We start from the raw sequence: 19770 nt of genomic DNA, 5'->3' as shown, positions 1-19770 counted from the left end.
TGACGATGATGAGTCATGATTCCTTAAGAGTATTGTTCAGTCGTTGAAATGCTTCCAGCGTCTCCACTGAGCGGCATGACGCTCGCGTTTCGCCTCACGACGTTCGATGACCTGGGCATGGGCGTCTACATAGCGATCGGCGGCGTCTCGCAACGGTCTGGTGAAGAACGGTGCCGAATTCGCCTGTTCAACGGGCAACGTGTCCCCCATGGCTGCGAAACGTTCTCCGGCGCGGCTTCCCACTTGCGCAATGTCCTTGAACGCATGATAGCCGTGCAACACCACGTAGATGCAGCCGGCGACAATCATCGACAACATGAACAGGGCGAGCAGAAGCCAAATCCACCAAGGCATGTCGCTCTCCTATCGGTCTTCGCTCTCATGATCGCTGACGCTAAGCTCATGCTGGGCTCGCGCGATGATCATCGTACGCAGGGTTTCCGGCGCGACCGCGGTGATATGGCGAGCGTGTGAAATGCAGAAAGCGACATACCAGGAGTCGGAAGAGACAATCAGATGCACCTTCTTGCCATCGCCACATTGCTCGACGGTGGCACCGGGAAGCCGATCGATGAACGGCAGATCGGCTTGGTTGGTGATGAACACGGCCGCGGTGCCATTATCAAAGCTCCACTTGCGCAACTCGGACACCGGCACGTCGGGAATGTCGATCTTTTCGACCGGCTCCACCAGTTCGGCCTTCTCGATACGGGAGATGCGCAACACCTGCCAGATACGAGGTTTGCCGTTGGCCTTGTTGATCGTAGTGTCTTTCTTGACGAATCGCTGCCTGTCCTTCGGTGCGGCATTGGCCACGTCGGTCCATACCGCAACGAAGTACACTCCTTCATCGACGAAGATCTTATCGGGTGCGACAAGCTTACGACGAGTGTTCCCCGCGCCATCGGTGTACTCCATGTCAAGAAGGGCTCCCTTTGAGATGGCGCTCTTGACGATGGAGAAGTTACGCGGTTCCATCTCATAGCCGGTCAGACTGAGCCAAGGCATCTGACCGGGTTCAACATGCTGACGCAGGCGATGATACAGGGATTCAGCTTGGCCGCGCTGCTTATCCGGCAACAGCGGCGAATGGGCCAGATAGCTTACCGAAGCGGTCAGCATGCTCAGATATTGCTGGGAGATGCCGGCGAGACGCTCCAGACCGAGCGAGTTCGTGGCGGACACGATGCCTTCAGCGTCCAGCAGCGACCAGTCGATGTCGAAGAATTGGCTACCCGCCATCTCGCCATCGTCCGAAACCGTGGTAAGAGTATTGATGTCCTTATGGATGACGTTGACGTACTTCTTCATCTCATCGTCGGACTTCGGCTTGCCGATGAAACGTTCGGCCAGCTCCTCCAACGAATACTCCTCGCCAAGATGCGCCGAAAGGAACAGCATCAGACGCAGTCTGCGATCGACCTCGCTACCGGTCTGGAACGAGGAATTCTTCTTTGGGCGCCCCTTGCCCTCTTCGGAATCGTCATCATCCGTGTTGTTACGATTGATTTCCGGTGAGATGACGGCGGAACGGTTGTTGCCAGCGGATTCATCGGCCGGTTGGAACTGTGTCGCGGCGTTCAGACGCCGATTGAACGCGTCAACGGCCTCTTGAGGGCTGATGATGCATGCGCCCGGATGGCTGAGCACGAACATGGCCAAATCGTCCGAATCGGTGTAGGCGACATTGAGATGTTCACCGTCGACATCCACGGTTGCGGCGAAGCGACGCTGATCGACCACCTTGACGAGTTCGTCGGGAATGGACTGAGTGCCAAGGCCCGGCGCGATGGAATCCAGTCCAAGACCAGGAATCGGGGTCTGAGGCACACGCGGCGCCGTACGGGAGGTATGTTGCACCTGTTGCACGGGGGCCGAGGAGATCGACATGGAACGAGCCAGATAATTCGCTGCGGCGAGAACGGGAAGATCCTCCTGCGCAAAGCGCAGTCGAACACGGGGCTCATCGCCCAGTTGCAGACGATATGAGGCGAAATCCTGGCCCTCAGACTTCGAAGAATACTCCGGTTGGCGGGATTCGATGGCGATGCCCATGGCTGCCAGCTTGGCGCGATCGCGCTGGAATTGCTTGGCAAACGCCGCCTTCGCCGCCTGATCGGCCAGTTCGCCATAGGAATCGGCGTACGCCTTCACGCGCTGGGCGATCTGGCGGGAGGTAAGCCATTGCGGGAAAGCTGAAGACAGCACAGCCAATACATCGAGCTCGTGCTTGCCCCACTTGTCGGAAAAACGCCGCCTTCCGTTACTGCCCTCTGCCATTAGTCCTCACGTCTCGTTAACGTTTCGTTGTAAGTGTGCGGCTTAATGCCACACCTCATTCCATGATAGAGGGTTTTCGCGAGTAGCGCGTTCAATTTACGAAAAAACGGTGTTTTTCGTGTTGGGCATAGCTTCGTTTCAGACCCAATCATCCGGCTCGACGCCTTGCGGCCCAACGTATTCACCGTTTGGCACATAACTTGGCTCATCCTGATCGGGAAGCCGCGCGTCGCCGAACATCATGACATCCCTGCCGAACGTCCAGTCCCCCTCGATGGTTACCGAATTGGCGGCGGCAAGCGACGGCACGGAATACGGGAACCGCGTGTCGAAATCATGGATGTTCTTGTAATAGCGTGCGTCGAGATGCACCGTGGGGAAAATGTAGTTGCCATCCTCCATCTCATACTGATCGGTCAGATGGAAACGATCGGAACGCATGATGAACAGATCATCCGTGGTCTTGACCGGCAGGAAGCGCATACGGTCCACGCATACGCAGGTTGCACCGTCGAATAGCGTGACGGCCGCACCCATGGCCGTTTCCAGCTGAATGACCGGCTCGCTGGTCGAATCGGTGGGATCAACGGTCTTCTTGTTGCGAATCACCGGCAGAGGCAATACGCCATCGTACGCGGCAAGCTTGGCTTTCAACGCATCGATGCGCACCCAGATGCTGTTGGTGTTGAAGTACGGATGCTTGTCGATGTTCTGGGCGTCATCCTTGTCTTCAGGATGCACTTGGCTCATCTCGCGCAACATGAGACGTCCGGTCACCTTATCGCGTACGATATGGCCGCCCTTGCGGTCAGCCGGCGTGCGTTTGGCGACCTCGATCATGAATGGTGCGCCCGTGTTCTCGAAGTGCTGGGCGAGCGTACGGGACGGTCGCGCACCCAGATTGTCGGAGTTGGAAATGAACAGATACTTGAAGCCCCGCTCCTCAAGCCTGTCAAGCAGGCCGGACTCCCAAATGGTGGAGAACAGGTCTCCATGCCCCGGCGGGCACCACTCGAGTTCGGGATTCGAGGGGAAGGAAACCGGAAGTCCGGTTTTGGCACTGATCTTCGGCTCCTGATGTTGGATGATTTCCATCGGAATCTCGTCCTGATGGAATTTTTTGTTGGAACGCAGCACCTTCATGGTGTCGTCGGACGTACGGAAGGAATTCATCAGGGTGAGCGGAAGTTCTACGCCCAGACGAGTGCGGGCGGTAAGCACCTGACCGATGATGATGTCGATGAAACGCATCTGGCGCGCCTTATGGCGGCGTACGGGCAACAACGACTTGGCGCAATCCAGGCCCATGGAGGTGCCAAGACCGCCGTTCAGCTTCAGGAAAGCGGTCTGTGCGAAGGCGTCGACCGCCTTGTCATGGTTGATGGTCTCGTACACATCATGGAAACTTGGCACGCCGGTAAGTGGCTCGACCTCTTCCTCACGAATCCAACTGCTGGCCTCCTCGTTCCGCCAGACCTCGTATAGGCGTTTGAACTGGGCAACGGCCATATCTGTCATTCCGTGCTCACGCATCTTTGCGGCGGACTGTTCGAATATGTCCTCAGTCAATGTGGCTCCCTTTCGCATCGGGCATCGGTCTAGTAACAACAGTGTAGTCATCTTACGACATTCTCGGTTCATGATGCCGGTTGAACATGCAACGGGGGGCGAATTCATCACAAATGCCACACGACGACATCAGCGCGACACGTTGCGTTTGAAAATCATCATGAGATATGCTAGATTTCTCATTCGGTGCCTCGCACCGTTCGGACCATAGCGCAGTTTGGTAGCGCACTTGACTGGGGGTCAAGGGGTCGCGGGTTCAAATCCCGCTGGTCCGACCAAAAAACCCGGAATCTCAACGGTTTCGGGGTTCTTTCATGCGCAAACTTCCGTACACATACGTAACCGTTTACGGGTGTTTTTCAGAGTCCTTTCGTGTTCGTAGACAACGGCATCGGCAACATAATCCATGTCCATGAATCGTTCCTGATAGAATAAAATCCGAAAACTTCGGGTTTTTCCGTGCCCGGAAGAGAATATCTGCAATGAGAGGTGATTGATTTGGGGCCGAAGGAGAGGCAGCCGCAATTCGATGACATCGACGATCTGGCACATGTTTTCGACGAACACGTCCAACAGGAAGACGAATGGAAGATTCGATTGCCCAAGGAGCTTGGCATCGAGGCTCGCGAACGGGCGAGGCATGACGGCATCACGCTCACCGAACTGACCCGCAGAGCCTTGGAACGGGATGATCTCAATGCGGGTGACGACAAAGTACGTTTGGGACGTATGCCGAAGAACGGCGATGATCGCGAGCAACTGGGCGATGAGTGGAAGATCCGACTCCCCTATGATCTGGGGCTGCGTGCGCGACGTCGCGCCGAACGGGATGCCATCTCATTGAGTTCGTTGGCGCGTCGTGCCGTGAGCGGATACTTGGAATCTCGCGATGAGGAGGAAACGCCGTTGTTCTGACCGGAGAACAGCATGACGGTATGAGGAAGTTCGCATACAACATGGTTGCCCGCCTCACATGAGACGGGCAACCATTCGTTTACTTGCGCTTTTTCTTTTCGCGAATGTTCACCGAAATCTGGACGGGTGAGCCATCGAAACCGAACTCCTCACGCAGACAGCGTTCGATATATCGACGATAGCCATGCTCCAAGAAGCCGGTGGCAAAAATCACGAAGCGAGGCGGGCGCGTCGAAGCCTGCGTGGCGAACAGGATGCGCGGCTGCTTGCCACCACGCAACGGATGTGGATGCGCGGCTTGAATCTTGCCCAAAAACGCGTTGAGCTTACCGGTCGGAATACGCTTGTCCCAAGATTCCAACGCACCGCGCATGGCATTGGCAAGACGGTTGGTATGCCAACCGGTCTTGGCCGACAGGTTTACGCGTTGCGCCCAAGTCACACGGTCGAATTCGGTCTTCCACAGGCGTTCCATGCGCTGACGGTCGAATTCATCCATAAGATCCCACTTGTTGAACACGAGCACGATGGCGCGGCCCGCATCCACAGCCTGACTCATGACCTTCAGATCCTGATCGGAAATCGGTTGCGAAGCATCGAACAATACCAACGCGAGTTCGGATCGTTCGATGGCGGCCTGCGTGCGCAGTGACGAGAAATACTCGGCACCGGACAGCTTGTGCAGACGGCGCTTGATGCCGGCGGTATCGATGAACAGCCAATCCTCGCCATCCACGGTCACGACTTCATCAACCGGGTCACGGGTGGTTCCGGCCAAATCATTGACCACGGAACGTTCCTCATGTGCCAACTGGTTGAGCAGCGAAGATTTGCCGACGTTCGGGCGACCGACCAAAGCCACCCGACGCAAATGCGACGGCGTAAGGAATCCGGAGGTCTTTTTCGCCTTCTTCAACGACTCCAATGCGACATCGAGCAATTCGCCGATACCGCGCCCATGCATGGCGGAGATGCCATACGGCTCGCCCAGACCCATCTTCCAGAATTCGGCGGTCAGATATTCGCTTTCGCGATCGTCCACCTTATTCACCGCCAATGTCACCGGTTTGCCGGAGGCACGTAGCATCTTCACGATACGTTCGTCAGTGGAGGTGAGTCCCACCTGCCCGTCGACAACGAGCACTACGGCGTCGGCCAACTGCACGGCCATCTGCGCCTGCGAGGCGATGGCGGATTCGATGCCTTCAACGTCAGCTTCCCAGCCGCCGGTATCGACCAATTTGAAATCGGTGCCAGACCATTCCGCATCGTAGCTTACGCGATCGCGGGTCACGCCCGGCGTGTCCTCCACCACTGCCGCACGACGACCGAGAATACGGTTCACCAGTGTGGATTTGCCCACGTTCGGACGGCCGACCACTGCCAGCACACCTACAGGCTTCGGACCGGCCTGAAGATCGCCTCCAACGAACGAAGAGCCGTCAATCAGACCTTCGTCGCCCTCATCCAGCTCATAATCGTCCAGGTTGGCAACATATTGGCGGTATTCCTGCTCCTCGATGGCATCGTCAACAATGCGCACGAGCACGTCCAACGTCTCGCTGAACTCCAAGTCGGAATTGTCTACGGTGAGCACGCCTTCAGCCGCGGAAGTGAAATTAGTGACCTTGGAATCGGCCTTGTCCCGTGCCGCGACGTTTTCGTTGCCAACTCCGGAAGCGGACTGTCCTGCGCGACGGGCTTGACGCACCTCTTCACGAGCGGTGAGCAGGATTCTCACTTCTGCGTCGGGGGCCACCACGGTGGTGATGTCACGGCCTTCGGCGACCACGCCGAGTCCTCTCGAGAAGGAGTCCGCCGAAGCTTCACGTGCGATATAGGCACGTTGCGCCGCAATCAGCACATGGCGCACCGGAATAACATTGGACACCTTGGAAACATGGGATGATACCTCAGAGGAACGAATTTCGGCACTGATATCAACGCCATCCGCCGTGACCTTCGGATTATCCGGGTCGACACTGATGTCGAAATGCCCTTCAGTAAAGAACTCCCCTACGGTTTCGGTGATGACCTGTTCGTCCACGATGTCGGCATCCAGATCAATGCCCTTATGCAGACACCACCAAGTGCAGGCACGGTACATGGCGCCGGTGTCGAGATATGCGAAGCCGTAATATTTGGCCAAGGCTTTGGAAGTAGAGGATTTGCCCACTCCCGCAGGACCATCGATAGCTACACGGATCACAGTCCCACCGCCTTCGACAGGGAACGCACCTCGACCTGCGAAAGCACCCGGTACGTACCGGACTTCAAATCGCCAAGCTTGATCGGACCGATCTGCGTACGGACCAAACGCCTGACCGGGAAGCCGATTGAGCCGAAGATACGACGTACGATGCGGTTCTTGCCGGAATGCAGCACCACTTTCACCAATGTGCTGTCACGGCTGGAATCGAGAATGGCGCAACGATCGAGTTTGATCCACCCGTCGTCGAGCTGCACGCCGGTAGTGACCAGACGGCGGCAGACCGTGCCGCTGATACGACCGTCGAGGGTAGCGATGTAGGTCTTCTCGACCTCATACTTGGGGTGCATGACATGCTGACTGAGTTCGCCGTCGTTCGTCATGAGAATCAGACCCTCGGAGTCGTAATCCAGACGCCCCATGTGGAAGATGCGCTCGTACTTGTCGCCGACGATATCGCGCAGGGTGTAACGTCCCTTCGGGTCATCCATGGCGCTCAGCACACGCTTCGGCTTGTTCAGGGCGAGTGTGACATGATTGGGATTCACGCGAACGCGGGAACCATCCACTCGAACCTCTTGGTGCTTCGGATCGACTCGGGTGCCGAGCTCGGTGATGAGTTCACCGTCGATCTCGACGCGTCCGTCGGTGATGATTTCCTCGCATTTGCGGCGGGATCCGAAACCTGCCTGTGCGAGCAGCTTCTGCAGGCGGATACCTTCATTGTTGTTATCGTGCGCCTTGGCGGCGCGGGAATATGCGTTTGGCATCGTTCTCCCAACGTGGCCGGATAATAATCGGATTTCGGTGCCATGCACCGCTCTTGCAGGAGCTGCTGGTACTATGGCAGTCGTTTGGTAGGACCTTTGCGTGCCTACAACCAATTAACTATATGACAGAGGAAAGACTATGACAGCTGCTGAGGCAATGCCAGTACCCGAGGAATCCAAAAAACAACCGTTGGCCGTACGCGTGGGCGCCGAGCTGGTGGGAAGCTTCTTCATCTGCTTCGCCATCTATACGATCTGCACGCTCGATGCCATTGTTTCCAACCTGAACATGGCGTTCATCGCATTGATGACCGGTGCGGCATACGCCGTGATGACCTTGGTTTTCGGCAAGATTTCCGGTGGACAATTCAATCCCGCCGTTTCCATTGCCGCGATGCTGACTGGCAAAACGCACGTGCTTGACGGCATCCTCTATATCATTGCCCAGTTGCTGGGCGGTATCGGTGCCGGCGCGGCCCTCCGTTTTCTGCTGCCGACATCCGAACAGGTTCCTTTTAAAAGCTGGCTGTCGTTGGCCGTCAACGGTTTCGACAAAGCCTCCATATCCTACTCCACCCTGTCCAGTCTCGGTCTGAGTTTCGGCATCACCCTGGCCGTCGTCGTCGAGCTGATCGCCGGCTTGATCATTGTCGCCACCGCCATGCGTAGCATGGGTGAGCGTGGTGAATCCAACACCAAGCATGCCATTGCCATGGGCTTGGCCTATGCGGTGGGAACCACCATCACCTATCCGGTGACGGGAGCCGCTTTGAATCCGGCACGAGCCACCGGCATTGCGATCTTCGCTCAAAATCAAGGTCTTAACGAGGAACCGCTGCAGCAGCTGTGGGTGTTCTGGATCTGTCCGGTTCTCGCTGCAGCCGTCGTGGCTCTGGTAATCATCGTCTTTACCATGATGCTCTCCCCGAACAAGAAGAACGCCAAGGCCGATGAAGGCGATGACGCTCAGGGAGAGGAATCATCCGAAACCGAGGAAGACCTACATGCCGACGGGGAACAGGATGAGCAGGACAAGCAGTCCGATTCCCAGAGCGATGCCGATGAAGGCATCGAAAACAACTGACCGCACTTTCCACGGACTGCGTTCGCGTAATACCAGCCGAACCAGTCCCGTGATCAGAGCCGTCACCGCGATAACCACGGTGGCGGCTTTTGTGTACCCGAGAAACGCAGACAATGCGGCAACCGCCACACTGGCCGCCACCAGCCACTCGAACCAAGGCTTGCCCTCGTGATCTTCGGAAACGTAAGGATGCTTCATCGACCGGTGCACCTTCCTCGATGTTCATAAACGTAGCGCAGCAATCATAACAAAGTGTGGCGTCCGTCGTCTTCATGACCACGGACGCCACACTTTGTCTTCATCAGAGAGTCCTGAGAGGTTCCTATCAGTGGAAGAAATGGCGGGTGCCGGTCACATACATGGTGACATTGGCCTTACGAGCCGCTTCGAACACCTCTTCGTCACGGATGGATCCTCCTGGCTGCACGATGGCCTTGACCCCTGCATTGATCAGGATCTCGGCACCATCGGCGAACGGGAAGAACGCATCGGATGCGGCTACTGCGCCCTTGGTGCGATTGGCCCCATCAGCCAGCGTGTTGGCGCGTTCGACCGACAGGTTGGCGGAATCCACACGATTGACCTGTCCCATGCCGATGCCGACGGTCGCCTGGTCGTGGGCAATCAGAATGGCGTTCGACTTGACGCAACGAATGGCTCGCCATGCGAAGACCAGATCCTTGACGGTTTCGGCGTCGGCCGGTTCGCCCGACACCAGCTTCCAAGCATCCGGATCGTCGCCAGAGGCGTCGATGAGATCCGTGGACTGCACCAGCAGACCTCCGTCGATCTGGCGGAACTGGGTCTTGGACTTCGGCGGCTCGGCGACCTTGAGGATACGCAGGTTCTTCTTCTTGGTCTGCAGCAGTTCAAGCGCCTGCGGATCGTAATCCGGAGCGACGATGACTTCGGTGAAGATCGGACGGACGCTTTCGGCCATTTCGAGGGTGACCTTGCTATTTGCCGCGATGACACCGCCATAGGCACTCATCGGATCGCATGCATGGGCCTTCTTATGGGCCTGTGCAACGGTGGCGCCGACGGCCAGACCGCACGGGTTGTTGTGCTTGACCACGGCGACGGCAATCTGTGGGGCGAAATCCCAAACGGCACGCCAGGCGGCGTCGGCATCGACGTAGTTGTTGTAGCTCATCGGCTTGCCACCGAGCTGTTCGGCATGTGCGAAGCCATTCTGGTTCAACGGATCAAGATACAGAGCTGCTTGCTGATGAGGATTCTCACCATAACGCAGCACATGGGCCCGATCCCAGGTACGAGTGAAGGCTGCCGGGAACTTGAGCTCATCCACCGGAGTCTCATCCTCTGCGACCGGCTGTTCGACGGAAGTCGGCTTCGGCCAATGCTTGGAGGTCCATTCGTTGATGGTCGCATCATAAGCGGCGGTATGTGCAAACGCCTTGCCGGCAAGCCAACGACGCTCTTCAAGCGAGAAGCCCTCGCCGTTTGCGATGCGAGCGGCTACCAGAGCGTAATCCTTCGGATCGGTGACAATGGCGACGGTGGCGCTGTTTTTGGCGGCGCCGCGCACCATGGAGGGGCCGCCGATATCGATTTTCTCGATGGTGGCGGCTTCATCGGCTCCGGAGCGCACGGTGTCGGCGAACGGATACAGGTTCACCACCACCAGATCGAAGGGCTTGATGCCGAACCGTTCCAGCTGGGCCGCATGGTCGGCATTGGTCATGTCCGCGAGGATGCCGGCATGAATATGCGGATCGAGGGTCTTGACACGACCGTCGAGGCATTCCGGAAAACCGGTGATCTCGGATACCTCGGTCACCTTGACACCCAGCTCGGCAAGACGCTTGGCGGTGGAACCGGTGGAGACCACCTCGGTACCTGCCTTGATGAACGCCTCGGCGAGTACCTCGATGCCTTCCTTATGGAAGACGGATACCAGAGCCCGTCGTATCGGTCGATTCGTTGTTGTCACCCTGCTCCTCCTTGTTGTTGATGGTCGAATTCACCGTGCGGGGAACGACGGTGGATTCACGCTTGATGGTATTCGGCTCAGAGGACGCGCCTCTTGCCTCACGGACACGCCTTATGAGCCAGCGTATCCCGAAAACAGCAGCCATACCAACCAATATGATGAGCCATGCCGAGAACAGACCCAATGCGGTTGGCTGACCGACCTTGCGAGTGGATGCAATCACCTGCACGCCGATGTGCGCGAGATGCTTCGTTCCCAAGGCTCCGTTTGAAAGTGCGAATAGCATGCTGGACAATACGGCGACCAAGGCGCTGGCAATACAGAATGCGCCTGCAGGGTAGGCGAATCCGGCAATCAGGCGGCTGACGTCAATTGGCTGATCCGGTTTGTTGATCCGTACGGCAAAGCCGCGATCGAACAGCATGACTGCCAATCCTGCAAGCAGTCCCGTCACGAATGGAATGCATAGCAGGGCGATACGGATCCACGGCGTGGATACGGCCTGTGGAAGTATGCCGAATGCCGGCAAACCGGGCAACGCACTCCCCTGGCCACTCCACATGGTGAAGGATGCGAGGTCGCCTATGGCGAAACCGGAACCGAATAGCCATGATACGGCCCAAATCATGACATTGGGCAGCCAGGCGATGACCGCGACGGTCGTGAGTATGCGTGAACCGGTTTGCATGCCGGAAAGCTCATAGAGTTTCACCACCGCGGATTGGTTCGCGAAGCACCAGTACAGCACGGCGACCAATCCCGCAATAAGATAGATGCCCGTCAACAGCATGCCCAGGCCCGTGCCAATTGACAGGGTCCTGCGTACCGGTGCGGAGACATGCGTCCGCACCTTCTCCAATAACGTACTCGTCAGTTTGCTTCGTGGGATTGCGGCGACGGCATATCCCACGATGAACACCAGCGCCGATTTCCACATCACACCGGGCAACTGGTCCAGTAACGTCACTTCCACGCTATGGGCGAAGAAGACGTTCATCAGCTCCCAGAACACCAATCCGGAAACAAACCCTCTGATATCGGTACCGAATCGTGTAGCGAAAGAGGCGATCAGCGCAATCAACAGCACTGTCAGCAGCAGAGGAAGTATTGTCAGCGTAATCGCACCGGCTTGGAAGCCGATGCCCTGGCTGAGCAGGACAACCGCCTCAGTCAGAGGTACAGAGAGGGCGGAAAGGTTATCTCCGCCCTCCTCCATGGAGATGACCAGAAGCATCAGCGCAATGTAGCAACCGAGGGCAACGGCATAGACAATCATGGACGTTGCGGCGACGGCAAGCCCTTTCAACCAATACTTCAGGTGAGTCATCATAACGAGTTGGCCGCAAGCACCTCTCGCATGATTTCCGCAGTTTGTCCTGGAGTACGACCGACACGGATACCGACGGCTTCCAGCGCATTCTTCTTATCCTGCGCGGTGCCTTTGCCCCCGGAGACGATGGCGCCCGCATGGCCCATCTGCTTGCCTTCCGGTGCGGTGAAACCCGCGATGTAAGCGACAACCGGCTTGGTCATGTGTTCGGATGCCCACTTGGCGGCATCCTGTTCGGCGCTGCCTCCGATTTCGCCGATCATGACGACTGCCTTGGTGGCCTCGTCATTCTCGAAGGCTTCCAAAGCCTCCTGCAAGGTGGTGCCGACAATCGGATCGCCACCTGCACCAAGGCAGGCGGTAAACCCGATATCGGACAGTTCACCCATCAGTTGGTAGGTCAGTGTGCCGGACTTGGAGACCAGACCGAGTGGCCCACGAGAGACGATGCCGTCCGGAATGATGCCGAGATTGCAACCGTTGGCATCTTCGTTCGACGGCAGCGTGAGCAGACCCGGGCAGTTCGGGCCTACGATGCGTACGCCCTTGCGCAAGGCAAGCTCGACGAAGTAGGCGCTGTCAGCGACCGGAATGCCTTCGGTAATGACCACGATCAGCTCGATGCCGGCTTCGATGGCCTCGACCACGGCATCCTTGGCGAAACGAGGCGGAACAAAGACCACGCTGGCCTTGGCGCCGGTGGCTTCCTTGGCTTCGGCGCAGTTGGTATACACGTGAATGGTCGCGTCCTCGCCGCTACGGGCATCGGGGAATACGACATCAATCCCGGCTTTGCGTGCATTGACGCCACCGACGATATTGGTGCCCGCTTTGAGCATACGGGCCGTGTGGGTCATGCCCTGATGTCCCGTCATGCCTTGTACGATGACCGGCGCACCATCTTCAATGAACAGCGTCATATTCAGCGAACCTCCCTGCCGTTGGCCGCAAGATGTGCGGCCTGCTGCGCGGCTTCTTCCATGGTCTGGGCGACATGCAGATTGGCGCGATCGGCCCGTGCCAGGATGCTCAGGCCTTCAGCTGCGGCATTGCCATCAAACCGAACGACGAGCGGCTTGGAACTGCCCAGTTTGTCAAGTGCTTCGAGAATGCCCTCGGCCACCTGTTCGCAGGAGGTGATACCGCCATATACGTTGACGAGCACGGATTCAACCTGTGGGTCGGACAATACGATCTCCAGACTGTCACACATGACCTGCGCAGATGCGCCGCCGCCGATATCGAGGAAGTTGGCGGGCTTGACATTCGTGCCCTGATCCTCGCCGGCGCCGGACACTGCGTCCAAGGAACTCATGACCAGGCCTGCGCCGTTGCCGATTACACCGACGGATCCATTGAGATGCACATAGTGCAGACCATGCTCACGAGCCTTCTGCTCAAATGGATCGACATGCACCGGATCGGCAAAACGCTTCCAACCATCATGGCGGAAGGCCGCATTGTCGTCGAGTGAGATCTTGGCATCGAGCGCGCACAACGTCTTTGAGGATTCATCGTCGGGATCGCCGATCTTGGCGAGCGGATTGATTTCCACAAGGGTGGCGTCGTTCTCCTTGAAGCAACGCCACATCTTCAGCAGAATCTGTGCCGCCTGATCGACGTCGGCATGGTAGAAACCGATGCTTTCGGCCATTTTGGTGGCGGCTTCGATATCGAAGTCCTCCAAGGCGTCGATATGCAGACGCTTGACGGATTCGGGATGCTCCCGAGCGATTTCCTCGACCTCGGTGCCACCGTTTGCCGTGGCAAGGACGTCGAAATCACGTGAACTACGGTCCACGGAAATGGACACATAATACTCGTGCAGAATGTTTTTGGCTTCCGCCACGAGCACGCCGCTGACCTTGTGCTTGTGAATGGTCATCGGCAGAATGTCTTCGGATGCCAGAATGGCTTCGTCGCGCGTCTTGGCCAGTCTCACGCCACCAGCCTGACCGCGATGTCCGATCTTCACCTGGGCCTTGACCACGCAAGGATAGCCGATTCCCTCGGCAGCTTGGGCCACCTCATGAGAATTCTGAGCGAATACGGCCTTCGGGGTCGCAATGCCCTGCTCTTCGAGCAGTTCCCTTGCCTGATATTCATAGAGATCCATGAACTTCTTCCCTTTGTGACTGTTGATTGTTGGTAATGATGGTAATGTCAGGCGGGCATGGTGACCAGCGAACTGGTCGGATAGTTTCCTAAGGCTTCGATGCCGTGAATGCCCAATAGTTCCATGACAAAGCTGAAGCCGACCACTTTGCCGCCGCATTTTTCGACAAGCTTTCGTGCCGCGTTGGCGGTGCCACCGGTCGCGATCAGATCGTCCACGATCAGGACCCGGGCTCCATCCGGAATGGAACCGGTTTCGATTTCCACGGTGGCCTGACCGTATTCCAGGTCATAGTTCTGTTTTACGGTTTCCGGAGGGAGCTTGCCGGCCTTGCGTACGGCGACGAATCCCTTGCCCAAGCGTGCTGCAAGAGCGGGCCCGAACAGGAAACCGCGCGCTTCAAGTCCTGCTACAAGGTCAAAGGATCCTGCATCGACGGGAAGCGCGGCCTCAAGTGCGTTCATGAGAATGCCGAACGCGCGTGCATCAGCGAGAACAGGCATGAAATCACGAAAAATGATGCCCTCTTTGGGAAAGCCTGGAATCGAACGAATCAGCGAGACGAGGTACTTGGCATCGGTTTCACCCACTTTGGCCAAGCCTGCGATTTCGATATCCGATTGTGCCATAACGGTGGTTTTCCTTCTCCCTAGGTTTGTGGCAATTATATGATTGCCCCTGAACGCAAACGGCGAAAATCCCAAAATCGAGATTTTCGCCGTTCATGATACTGCTATCAGGCGTTCTTCGACTCCGCTTCAACCTCTTCGACGACCTGTGCAGGTTCGCCATCCTCGGCCTCGATCGGCTCCTGAGCGACCTGATCGGTCTCCTGCGGCAGCGGGTTGCCATCCTCGTCAACCTCATCGTCGTGCACATACGCCGGGCGGACGTACTCACGGCTGATGGCATTGAAAGCGAAACGCAGCTGGGAACCGTCGGAATCGATGACGATCTCTTCATACTCGGTATCGACGGAGACGACCTTGCCGATAACGCCGCCGATGGTGATGATTTCGGTGCCCGGTTGCAGATTCGCGCGGAAATCCTGGCGTTCGGCCTGCTGCTGCTTGGCCTTGCGAGACTGCAGGAACATCATGCCGAACATCATGACGACGATAACGATTAGAATTGCGTATTCCAAAGCAAAACTCCTTGAAGGTGGGGCACTCTATGGGACCGTTCGTCCAGAACACAGAGTCTATGCCAGCTTACTGACATCAAGCTGAGAATCATCAGGTCTGAGACCGAGATGTTCCCAAGCTTTGCGCGTCGCCACCCGGCCCTTGGGAGTTCTGATGAGGAATCCTTCACGTACCAGATACGGTTCGCAGACGGTTTCCACGGTCTCCGATTCCTCGCCGACCATGGCGGATAGGTTGTTCAGACCCACCGGACCGCCACTGAAGTTGGTGACGATGGCCTTCAGCACGGCAATGTCGAGCCGATCAAGTCCTTCGGTGTCGATCTGGTACAGTGCGAGGGCCTGCTTAACATCTTCGGGATGCACCGACTCAAGATCATGCACGATGGCCCAATCCCTGACACGACGTAGCAGTCTGTTAGCGATACGCGGCGTGCCGCGGGAGCGCATGGCCAACTGGTGGGCCGATCCCTCCTCAAGCAGGACACCCAGTACGGCCGATGACCGCTCGATCAGTTTTTCAAGCTCGTCATGCGGGTAAAAATCAAGATGGGCGGTGAAACCGAAGCGCGCGCGCAACGGTGAAGGTAGCATGCCCTCACGCGTGGTCGCCCCGATGACCGTGAATCGAGGCAAGGTCAGCGGAATGGATGAGGCTCCCGGTCCCTTACCCACCATCACGTCGACGCGGAAATCCTCCATGGCGATATACAGCAGCTCTTCGGCCGCACGAGGTAGACGGTGGATTTCGTCGATGAACAACACCTCTCCGGCATCCAGAGAACTGAGAATCGAGGCGAGATCGCCGGCATGCTGGATGGCTGGTCCGGAGGTGACGCGAATCGGTACGCCAAGTTCGTTGGCCACGATCATCGCCAATGTGGTTTTGCCCAGGCCAGGAGGACCCGCAAGCAGAATATGGTCCGGCGGGACTTCACGCTTGCGTGCTGCGTCCAGGAACAGTTGAAGCTGGGCCTTGAGGCGTGGCTGTCCGATGAAGCCATCGAGTATGTGTGGACGCAGCTCCTCGTCACTGACCGGCTCATTGCCGACAGGTGAGGCCGACACCATACGCAAGGATTCCTCATTGGCACCGGTATTCGACTGCTCGAATGCGGAGTCGTTCGTCATGATGATTTCGTTCACCTACCTCGATCCAGCGACGTCAATGCGAGCTTCAACACACGTGGTACATCTTCATTGCTCAGGGGTGTTGCGATGTCGTTGCTCCTGCATACCTCCTGCACGGCATGCAGGGCGTCTTGCTGACGCCAGCCCAATGAAATCAGCCCCTCGACCACCTGTTCGGAACCAGTGTCCTCCGGCCGACTGATAACGGACGCCGCCGTCTCGATCTGGCTGAGATCGATGGAACCCTTAAGCTCGAGAATGATCTTCTGTGCGCCTTTCTTGCCGAGTCCCGGCGCCTTGGCAAGCGCGGTGGCATCGCCGTCGGCGACGGCATGGGCCAAACGATCCGGAGGCAGCGTGGACAGCAGGGAAAGCGCCACTTTGGGGCCGATGCCGCTGACCTTCTGCAGCTGTAGAAACATGCGTTTCGAAGCGGGAGTCAGAAAGCCGAACAGGGTGATGGCATCCTGCGAAACGTTTAACGAAGTATAGACCTTGACTTCCTGCCCCGCGTGCATGGACGCCAAATCCGCGGAAGGCATCCTGGTCTCGTATCCGACTCCACCGACTTCAATCAACGCCGAGGATATATCGACGGATTCGACCCGGCCGTGTAACATGCCTATCACTGTGGTGTCTCCTTCGTCAGCGTATAGAACATCTGTTCGATAGTCTACATGCCTCTACGGACGCCTTGCCTATGGGCGGCCTTCTGGGCGGCCTTGGCCCACTGTCGTTGCGCGTCAGTCAGGTGTTGCTCGCGTTCACCGCCTTGCAAGGCGCCTGCCGGGCGTAGTGCGTGGCAAATGGCAATGGCCAACGCATCCGCGGCGTCAGCCGGCTTGGGCAGGGTATTCAGTCCCAACATGCGTGCGACCATGCGTTCCATCTGAATTTTCTCGGCTTTGCCGTTGCCGGTGATGGCCATCTTCGATTCGGTTGGCGTATGCAATGCCACGGGAATGCCCCGCTGTGCGGCTGCCAACATTGCGAGGCCTGCCACCTGTGCCGTGCCGAGCACGGTATTGCGGTTCTCCTGCGCGAACACACGTTCGATGGATACCGTATCCGGGGCGAAGCGTTCGATCTTCTCGACCAGACCATTGTAAATGGCCAACAGACGCAGATCCTGTGACATCTTCGGGTCGGAACGTACGACATCCACGTGAATAAACGAAAGCCGGCGGTACGCGCCGGCTTCGATCACGCCGACCCCGCACCGTGTCAGTCCGGGGTCGACGCCAAGAATAATCACGTTCGACTACTCCGCATCAAGCTGGGCCATCACTTCATCGGAAGCGGTCCAGTTCGAATAGATATTCTGAACGTCATCCAGATCGTCGAGGTTGTCGATGAGCTTGGAGACCTTCTGGGCATCCTCGAGGCTCAGCTCGACCTCGTTCTTCGGCATCATGACCAGATCGGCGGAATCATAGTCGAAGCCGGCATCCTGCAGGGCCTTGCGTACGTCGATCATCTCAGAAGGACCGGTGACGACGGTGTAGACTTCTCCGTCTTCGGTCACGTCTTCCGCTCCCGCTTCGGCGGCCTTTTCAAACAGATCATCGAAATCGACGCCTTCGGCGGGAACGATAATCTGGCCCTTGCGCTCGAAATTGAAGCTCACGGAACCGGTGGTGGCCAGGGATCCGTTGCCCTTGGTCAGGGTGGAACGGACTTCGGCGGCCGCACGGTTACGGTTGTCAGTAAGACACTCGATGATCAGGCCAACGCCCGCGGGAGCATAGCCCTCATACACGATGTCTTCGTAGTTGGCGCCACCGGCCTCTTCACCGGAGCCACGCTTGACGGCGCGCTTGATGTTGTCAGCCGGCATGGAGGCCTTCTTGGCCTTGTAGATGGCGTCATACAGCGACGGATTACCGTCGGGATCGCCGCCGCCCATACGTGCTGCGATTTCGATGTTCTTAATCAGCTTGGCGAAGAGCTTGCCGCGCTTCGCGTCGATGGCGGCCTTCTTGTGCTTGGTGGTCGCCCACTTGGAATGACCTGACATAATGCTCCTAGGCAGGTTGCGGATGTTTCAAACGAAATGATTCTAAAGCGGTTCTACGACAATGCGCGGGCATAGACATGCAGAACACGGTTCACCACGGCATTCCAGTCGAAATCCTTCGACCTTCGCTCCCCTGCGATGGCAAGATCGGAGCGTTCCCCGTCATCGGACAACAGACGGCAGATGACATCGGCGCAGGATGTCGCATCCCCGTTGGTGAACAGCGCCGCGCTTCGTCCGTCCTGGCTCACGGCGCGAAACGCGGCCAGATCCGAAGACACCACAGGGCATGAGGCGCTCATGGCCTCAGCCAAGACCATGCCGAAGCTTTCGCCACCGGTCTGGGGCGCGACATACAGGCTGAGGGAACGATAGAAGCGAGCCTTGTCGTTGTCCGAAATACGGCCCAGAAATTCGAAATGCGTCAGCAGATCCTCCGAAGGGTCCAGTCGCTTGACCATGGCTTCGCCGTCATTGTCGCCATCTCCGGCGCACAGGAAACGTGCATGGGGATATCGCCTCAGCACCTGCCTCGCCGCGGCAGCGAACACGGCGAAACCTTTGCGCTCCTCCCCCATACGTCCCAGAAATCCGATGGTCGGGGCTTGCGTGGTGCCGGTCCACCGTGGGTCGGGCACGGCATGGGCGAATCGATCATGATGGATGCCGTTAGGTATCACCGTGCGCCTGACGGATTCCGGCAGATAATGTTCGGCCGTTTGCCGAGCCGCGTCACTGACGAAAATGGCTTCGTCAAGGGGCTTGAGATATCGATGCAGGTAGCGTTCGAACACTTTCAGGCCGAAAGGATATGGATCGATCGCAGTGTGGAAGGTTCCGACCAACGGCGGATGACGGTGCATGGTGAACGGCTTATGGCTCAGCGATGGCGCCTCAGGCTCATGCAGATGCAGCAGATCGAAATGACCTTGGCGAATCCAACGTCGCGTCTGCAGTCCTGCGATGAGGAAATAACTCAGGTGCGCTACGGAACCGTTGTATGGAACGGCGAATGACGAACCGTTGGTATGCACCCACAGCGGCATGTCCTTGGTTCGTCTTCCCGGGGCGAACACTTGCACGTCATGTCCCTGGCAGATCAGTTCGTTCGCGAAATCCCTGATATGGGATTGCACACCCCCCGGCGTTTCAAACGCATATGGCGAGATGATGCCGATGCGGAGCCTGCGTCCGTGCAGGAAATCGTCAACATGTTCATCTTCATCAGATTCAGCCATACCCTGCATTCTC

19 protein-coding genes and 1 tRNA gene are annotated in these 19770 nt (G+C 57.6%); 3 read left to right on the top strand and 17 right to left on the bottom strand.

The features are described from left to right. Positions 1-36: 36 nt before the first annotated feature. The 3 genes from HMPREF1494_RS07975 to HMPREF1494_RS07965 all read right to left on the bottom strand — a co-directional run bounded on the left by HMPREF1494_RS07975 (position 37) and on the right by HMPREF1494_RS07965 (position 3867). Positions 37-354, bottom strand: a complete 318-nt coding sequence (locus tag HMPREF1494_RS07975) for a hypothetical protein (protein WP_003841735.1) — start codon at positions 352-354, stop codon at positions 37-39. Positions 355-363: 9 nt separating this feature from the next. Then, on the bottom strand, positions 364-2280 hold the full coding sequence (locus tag HMPREF1494_RS07970; protein ID WP_034521807.1) for a helix-turn-helix transcriptional regulator: 1917 nt from the start codon (positions 2278-2280) through the stop codon (positions 364-366). A gap of 138 nt (positions 2281-2418) precedes the next feature. Continuing rightward, positions 2419-3867: a UTP--glucose-1-phosphate uridylyltransferase gene (locus HMPREF1494_RS07965; RefSeq protein WP_034521804.1), complete on the bottom strand. Its 1449-nt coding sequence runs from the start codon at positions 3865-3867 to the stop codon at positions 2419-2421. A 183-nt stretch (positions 3868-4050) separates the two neighbouring features. Between HMPREF1494_RS07965 and HMPREF1494_RS07960 the strand changes: the two genes are divergently transcribed. Together HMPREF1494_RS07960 and HMPREF1494_RS07955 are read left to right on the top strand one after the other, a co-directional pair. Continuing rightward, positions 4051-4127: transfer RNA gene (locus HMPREF1494_RS07960), tRNA-Pro, on the top strand. A 211-nt stretch (positions 4128-4338) separates the two neighbouring features. Beyond that, positions 4339-4764: a hypothetical protein gene (locus tag HMPREF1494_RS07955; protein ID WP_003840123.1), complete on the top strand. Its 426-nt coding sequence runs from the start codon at positions 4339-4341 to the stop codon at positions 4762-4764. Positions 4765-4843: 79 nt separating this feature from the next. On the opposite strand, the gene der is transcribed toward HMPREF1494_RS07955, so the two are convergent. Beyond that, positions 4844-6973 (bottom strand): bifunctional cytidylate kinase/GTPase Der, encoded by a 2130-nt coding sequence (der, locus tag HMPREF1494_RS07950; protein WP_034521800.1) that lies wholly within the window; start codon positions 6971-6973, stop codon positions 4844-4846. Then, the gene (locus HMPREF1494_RS07945; protein ID WP_003841727.1) at positions 6970-7743 is read right to left on the bottom strand and encodes a pseudouridine synthase; all 774 of its coding nucleotides are present in this window, start codon (positions 7741-7743) and stop codon (positions 6970-6972) included. The genes der and HMPREF1494_RS07945 overlap by 4 nt, the downstream gene beginning before the upstream one ends. Positions 7744-7882: 139 nt before the next feature. Here HMPREF1494_RS07945 and HMPREF1494_RS07940 point away from each other — a divergent pair, with 139 nt between their 5' ends. Then, positions 7883-8827, top strand: coding sequence for an MIP/aquaporin family protein (locus tag HMPREF1494_RS07940; protein WP_034521798.1), 945 nt, complete (start codon positions 7883-7885; stop codon positions 8825-8827). Here HMPREF1494_RS07940 and HMPREF1494_RS11790 read toward each other — a convergent pair. The 12 genes from HMPREF1494_RS11790 to HMPREF1494_RS07885 form a co-directional block, all read right to left on the bottom strand. Beyond that, a complete protein-coding gene (locus HMPREF1494_RS11790) occupies positions 8744-9025 on the bottom strand; it encodes a hypothetical protein (RefSeq protein WP_003841723.1) in 282 nt (93 codons plus the stop codon). The genes HMPREF1494_RS07940 and HMPREF1494_RS11790 overlap by 84 nt on opposite strands. Positions 9026-9152: 127 nt before the next feature. After that, positions 9153-10781: a bifunctional phosphoribosylaminoimidazolecarboxamide formyltransferase/IMP cyclohydrolase gene (gene purH / locus HMPREF1494_RS07935; RefSeq protein WP_003840116.1), complete on the bottom strand. Its 1629-nt coding sequence runs from the start codon at positions 10779-10781 to the stop codon at positions 9153-9155. Then, positions 10729-12111 carry a cell division protein PerM gene (locus HMPREF1494_RS07930; protein WP_003840114.1) on the bottom strand — a complete coding sequence of 461 codons (1383 nt, stop codon included), beginning with the start codon at positions 12109-12111 and terminating at the stop codon, positions 10729-10731. Before HMPREF1494_RS07930 ends, purH begins: the two co-directional genes overlap by 53 nt. After that, positions 12108-13031: a succinate--CoA ligase subunit alpha gene (sucD, locus tag HMPREF1494_RS07925; RefSeq protein ID WP_034521793.1), complete on the bottom strand. Its 924-nt coding sequence runs from the start codon at positions 13029-13031 to the stop codon at positions 12108-12110. Before sucD ends, HMPREF1494_RS07930 begins: the two co-directional genes overlap by 4 nt. A 2-nt stretch (positions 13032-13033) precedes the next feature. Beyond that, complete coding sequence (gene sucC / locus HMPREF1494_RS07920) at positions 13034-14227, bottom strand: ADP-forming succinate--CoA ligase subunit beta (protein ID WP_003840111.1); 1194 nt, start codon at positions 14225-14227, stop codon at positions 13034-13036. A gap of 47 nt (positions 14228-14274) precedes the next feature. Further along, positions 14275-14856 carry an adenine phosphoribosyltransferase gene (locus tag HMPREF1494_RS07915; protein ID WP_003841714.1) on the bottom strand — a complete coding sequence of 194 codons (582 nt, stop codon included), beginning with the start codon at positions 14854-14856 and terminating at the stop codon, positions 14275-14277. A gap of 107 nt (positions 14857-14963) precedes the next feature. Further along, complete coding sequence (gene yajC, locus HMPREF1494_RS07910) at positions 14964-15371, bottom strand: preprotein translocase subunit YajC (RefSeq protein WP_003840108.1); 408 nt, start codon at positions 15369-15371, stop codon at positions 14964-14966. A 57-nt stretch (positions 15372-15428) separates the two neighbouring features. Continuing rightward, complete coding sequence (ruvB, locus tag HMPREF1494_RS07905; protein ID WP_034255842.1) at positions 15429-16502, bottom strand: Holliday junction branch migration DNA helicase RuvB; 1074 nt, start codon at positions 16500-16502, stop codon at positions 15429-15431. Between the two features lie 11 nt (positions 16503-16513). Next, the gene (gene ruvA / locus HMPREF1494_RS07900) at positions 16514-17131 is read right to left on the bottom strand and encodes a Holliday junction branch migration protein RuvA (RefSeq protein WP_034521788.1); all 618 of its coding nucleotides are present in this window, start codon (positions 17129-17131) and stop codon (positions 16514-16516) included. Positions 17132-17175: 44 nt separating this feature from the next. Then, complete coding sequence (gene ruvC, locus HMPREF1494_RS07895; protein WP_034521784.1) at positions 17176-17757, bottom strand: crossover junction endodeoxyribonuclease RuvC; 582 nt, start codon at positions 17755-17757, stop codon at positions 17176-17178. A 6-nt stretch (positions 17758-17763) separates the two neighbouring features. Next, positions 17764-18519, bottom strand: a complete 756-nt coding sequence (locus HMPREF1494_RS07890; RefSeq protein WP_003840100.1) for a YebC/PmpR family DNA-binding transcriptional regulator — start codon at positions 18517-18519, stop codon at positions 17764-17766. 53 nt (positions 18520-18572) lie between these two features. Beyond that, positions 18573-19766: a glycosyltransferase family 4 protein gene (locus tag HMPREF1494_RS07885; protein WP_034521780.1), complete on the bottom strand. Its 1194-nt coding sequence runs from the start codon at positions 19764-19766 to the stop codon at positions 18573-18575. Positions 19767-19770: the final 4 nt, after the last annotated feature.

Source organism: Bifidobacterium sp. MSTE12, assembly GCF_000513015.1.
In the GTDB taxonomy this organism is placed as follows: domain Bacteria; phylum Actinomycetota; class Actinomycetes; order Actinomycetales; family Bifidobacteriaceae; genus Bifidobacterium; species Bifidobacterium dentium.
Note: the sequence above shows the minus strand (reverse complement) of the source record. Positions and strands in the feature narration are given on the sequence as shown.

Excerpts from the sequence above, each read along its gene's own strand:
- sucD (WP_034521793.1), bottom strand. The coding sequence starts at position 13,031 with ATGACGCTGTTCATTGAAGATGGTGCGCCGGTCATCGTACAAGGCATG.
- HMPREF1494_RS07970 (WP_034521807.1), bottom strand. The coding sequence starts at position 2,280 with ATGGCAGAGGGCAGTAACGGAAGGCGGCGTTTTTCCGACAAGTGGGGC.
- HMPREF1494_RS07975 (WP_003841735.1), bottom strand. The coding sequence starts at position 354 with ATGCCTTGGTGGATTTGGCTTCTGCTCGCCCTGTTCATGTTGTCGATG.
- HMPREF1494_RS07915 (WP_003841714.1), bottom strand. The coding sequence starts at position 14,856 with ATGGCACAATCGGATATCGAAATCGCAGGCTTGGCCAAAGTGGGTGAA.
- HMPREF1494_RS07930 (WP_003840114.1), bottom strand. The coding sequence starts at position 12,111 with ATGATGACTCACCTGAAGTATTGGTTGAAAGGGCTTGCCGTCGCCGCA.
- HMPREF1494_RS07890 (WP_003840100.1), bottom strand. The coding sequence starts at position 18,519 with ATGTCAGGTCATTCCAAGTGGGCGACCACCAAGCACAAGAAGGCCGCC.
- HMPREF1494_RS07940 (WP_034521798.1), top strand. The coding sequence starts at position 7,883 with ATGACAGCTGCTGAGGCAATGCCAGTACCCGAGGAATCCAAAAAACAA.
- HMPREF1494_RS07885 (WP_034521780.1), bottom strand. The coding sequence starts at position 19,766 with ATGCAGGGTATGGCTGAATCTGATGAAGATGAACATGTTGACGATTTC.
- HMPREF1494_RS07965 (WP_034521804.1), bottom strand. The coding sequence starts at position 3,867 with ATGCGAAAGGGAGCCACATTGACTGAGGACATATTCGAACAGTCCGCC.
- HMPREF1494_RS07945 (WP_003841727.1), bottom strand. The coding sequence starts at position 7,743 with ATGCCAAACGCATATTCCCGCGCCGCCAAGGCGCACGATAACAACAAT.
- HMPREF1494_RS11790 (WP_003841723.1), bottom strand. The coding sequence starts at position 9,025 with ATGAAGCATCCTTACGTTTCCGAAGATCACGAGGGCAAGCCTTGGTTC.
- ruvB (WP_034255842.1), bottom strand. The coding sequence starts at position 16,502 with ATGACGAACGACTCCGCATTCGAGCAGTCGAATACCGGTGCCAATGAG.
- sucC (WP_003840111.1), bottom strand. The coding sequence starts at position 14,227 with ATGGATCTCTATGAATATCAGGCAAGGGAACTGCTCGAAGAGCAGGGC.